A 3,229-nucleotide genomic window follows, 5' to 3' on the forward strand; every position below is an offset into this window, starting at 1 on the left:
TAATGACGCCATTACCTACACCTCCAAAATAACCCTTTCTTATAGTCAGGCATATTTTACTTTAAAGTTTGCCGCACTCAATTATGTAAATTCTGAAAGTAATGAGTATGCCTATAAAATGGAAGGACTGGATGACGACCAGTGGCATAATGTAGGGACAGAACGGTCAGCAACTTATACCAACTTGGCACCGGGCAATTACACATTTAAAGTAAAAGCTGCAAATAATGATGGTCTGTGGAATGACAAAATCACGACGCTGCAAATAAAAATTTTGCCGCCAATTTGGCGAACATGGTATGCTTATTTATTTTACATATTGGTAATACTAGCGATATTATATACTATTTACTATTATTCTTTAAAAGAAAACCGGCTTAAAAATGATTTGAAATTACAACGCGCTATTAATGAAAATGAAAAAGAATTTACGCAACAAAAAATAAATTTCTTTACCAATATTTCTCATGAAATTAAAACGCCCTTGACCTTAATACTAGCGCCGCTTGATAAGTTGATTGCTAAGATTCAAGATGTACAATATCCGGAATTAGGACTCATGCAGCGCAATGGAAAAAAATTAATAAAGCTTTTAGATCAGCTACTTAGCTTCAGAAGGTTTGAGGCTGGTGCAATGATGTTGCAGGCGCAAGAATCAGATATGGTGGCATTTACACAATCAATAGTATCTGATTTTGAAAATTTGGCTGCTAAAAGAGATATACAACTTCAATTTTCTGCGGCTCAAGAAAGGATTCTTGTATGGTTCGATGCAGATAAGTATGAAAAAATAGTAAGTAACTTATTGTCCAATGCTTTAAAGTTTACGCCTAAAGGAGGGCGGGTGGATGTTTCATTGGATATTTTCGGAAATGATAATGCGCATTTATTTGCAGAATTGAAAGTGAAGGACAATGGTACAGGTATTACGAAAGACCATTTGAATAAGGTATTCGAAAATTTTTACCATAATGACGAGACCAACATGCACATTGAAGGCACAGGAATTGGACTTAGTTATACCAAGGCCTTGGTGGAACTACACCATGGTAAAATAGATGTGGATAGCCATAAATCTACAGAGGGATGTAAGGGCTATACTTGTTTTTCTGTTCAAATACCCTTGGGAGACGCTCATCTACGTGAAAATGAAAAATTAAAGGAGAAAACCTCCAGCACCTTATCTGCGGTTGCAAATTATAAGTATCAACACCAGACTCATGACGATGATGTGGTTCTTTTTACTGATTCCAAAAATTCCCATGAGATAAACGAAGGGGATGTGGATCAACCGATTTTATTAATCTTAGAAGATAATATAGAATTACAATCATTTATTGCAACCAATTTTCAAAGCATTTATAAAATACATACGGCCTCCAATGGCAAGGAAGGTTGGGCAAAAGCCATCGAGATATTGCCGGATATTATTATCAGCGATATAATGATGCCCGAAATGTCGGGGATGGAATTTTGTCAATTAGCAAAGAATGATGCACGTACTTCGCATATCCCTTTAATATTACTTACTGCATTAGATACCGATAGCTATAAAATAGAAGGTTTTCAAACAGGTGCTGATGAATATATTACAAAGCCCTTCGCCCTCCCCATTCTGGAAGCCAGAATAGAAAACTTATTGGCTTCCAGAAAAAAACTACAGGAGTACTTTCAAAAGGATATTAAACTCGAACCTAACATAATTTCTATTTCTAAGCGTGATGAAGAATTTCTTGAAAAAGTTATGGCTTACATTGAAGAAAATTTGATGGAACCTGAGCTGAATGTCGAAGACTTGAGTAAGGAAGTAAATATGAGTAGAGTGACTCTTTATCGAAAGATTAAAGCATTAACTAATCTAAGCGCCTTAGAATTTATAAGAAGTATCCGGCTTAAAAAAGCAGGTCAGTTGTTACAGGCAAATGAACATTCTGTTAATGAAGTGTGTTATATGGTTGGCTTTTCCGATGTAGATTACTTCCGAAAATGCTTCAAAAACCAATTTGAAACGACCCCAAAGAAATATGCTGCGCGTTTTATAAAAAACGCAGATAAGTAGCCCTAATAACTTCTTTTCCCTTCTATTTTCCACAATTTTTTTGCAAATTGTAACATTTCACCCGTAAAAATGTCCAAAATGACGGGTGTTTTTGGCATACCCTTAACTTAATTTTGACCAATAATTACAAAACTAATAGTTGTTTATTAATTGTTGAAATAAAAGAGATGAGGCTTAAAATTCTTATCTGCATGTTTGAAAATTCATTTTATTAGACTGTTTGTTTGGATGTATTCTCTGGAAACTCAGCATTTATATAAAGGAGTAAGGATTCTAGTTATTAAAAAATTCTTAAAAAATTTCTAAGTGGAAAAAATGTTTATACGAGAAGTAAAACTATTAAAATTAAGCTCGCTGCTTTTAATATTGATGCTTGTATTGGGAACTAAATCATACGGGCAATCGAGTGATTCTTCTGACGCTAAAAAAGATACCATCTTTAGAAGCGGTCTTTTAGATTCCATGATGGAGCGAAATGACATTATATCCAGCAATAAAGCAGGCAATCTAGATATTGACCGTGTAAATAAAATGGCATATGTATCTGTGCAGCAAATGCTGAAAGGCAACCTTGCCGGTTTATATGTTCAAGAGCCAAGTGGAGAACCCGGAACAGCCCAGTATATGTATGTCAGGGGCTTAGTTGCTCCGTTACTTTCTGCTAAAGACATAAATGGAACCCAACCAACAGTGTATTTAAATGGGATACCGATGCTAAAAGATAATGCCTTTTCTTATGATATGCAACATTATGACTTTGCAACTATTGGACCCAGCACTAATATTATGTCTATATTCGACAACAATGACATTGAATCCATACAATTATTAAAAGATCCGGCAGTGTTGGCTAAGTTGGGACCGCTGGCTACGAACGGAGCTATATGGATTACCTCCAAAACTGCGCATAGCGGTCCACGAGAAATATCTGTCAATTCCTATTATGGTATAGCAGTCAAGCCAGTTGTAACGCCCATCAATGCTTCCTGGGAAAATAATTTCCGTCAGCCTTTTTATCAAAAATATGGTACGGTACAGGATATGGTAAATTATCCTACTTATTTGAAAGACTCTTCAGATCTCAACTATTACGGTCCTGCCAACTGGGTAGATGATTATTACAAAAACGCACCGATTCATTCTGTAGATTTAAGTCTTACCGGCGGCTCT

At 35.7% G+C, this 3,229-nt stretch carries 2 protein-coding genes; both read left to right on the plus strand.

All coding sequences use genetic code 11. From position 1 onward, the window contains the following. Positions 1–2,059 (plus strand): ATP-binding protein (locus ACQR30_RS07000; RefSeq protein WP_429733236.1); only part of this gene is annotated, 2,059 nt, incomplete at its 5' end. Positions 2,060–2,374: 315 nt separating this feature from the next. Next, positions 2,375–3,229: TonB-dependent receptor plug domain-containing protein (locus ACQR30_RS07005; protein WP_429733239.1), on the plus strand; the 855-nt coding region annotated here is incomplete at its 3' end.

Origin of the sequence: Arachidicoccus sp. (assembly GCF_050436765.1) — a bacterium.
Taxonomy (GTDB): Bacteria; Bacteroidota; Bacteroidia; order Chitinophagales; family Chitinophagaceae; genus Arachidicoccus.